Source organism: Desulfovibrio sp. OH1186_COT-070 (genome assembly GCF_003860215.1).
Taxonomy (GTDB): Bacteria; Desulfobacterota; Desulfovibrionia; order Desulfovibrionales; family Desulfovibrionaceae; genus Desulfovibrio.
In genome coordinates this window covers 1-469 of record NZ_RQYH01000167.1, presented here as the reverse complement: position 1 = coordinate 469, position 469 = coordinate 1, and the positions used below count along the sequence as shown (strand labels likewise).

Sequence of the window (469 nt, the reverse complement as noted above, 5' to 3'; positions counted from 1 at the left end):
AGCTGGCGCCAATTTTTGCGGTATTTGCGGGAACGTGGCCTTGAGCGGATCCGGCTGGTGGTATCGGACAAAAGTCTTGGCCTGCTTGAGGCTCTGGGTGAATTTTATCCTGCCGCCGCCTGGCAACGGTGCGTGGTGCACTTTTACCGTAACGTGCTGCATGTTGTGCCGCGTGGCAAGTCCAAGGACGTGATCCTGATGCTCAAAGCCATCCACGCTCAGGAAGACAGAGAAGCTGCCCGCCAAAAAGCTCGGGAGGTTTGGCGGAAACTCAAAGTTCTTCGCCTGGAAAAGGCCGCGCGTCTGGTAGACTCTGGAATCGAGGAAACCTTTTCGTATTATGCGTTCTCTGTAGCGCACTGGCGGCATATCCGAACCAACAACCCTCTTGAGCGATTGAACCGGGAAATTCGTCGTCGAACGCGCGTTGTGGGCAGCTTTCCTGATGGGCATGCCGCCCTGATGCTGG

General features: G+C 56.3%; 1 protein-coding gene. It reads left to right on the top strand.

Going from position 1 to position 469, the window contains the following annotated elements; translation table 11 throughout:
- Window positions 1-469, top strand: a 469-nt coding sequence (locus tag EII23_RS12385) for a transposase (RefSeq protein WP_185702413.1), incomplete at both ends; no start/stop codon positions are given.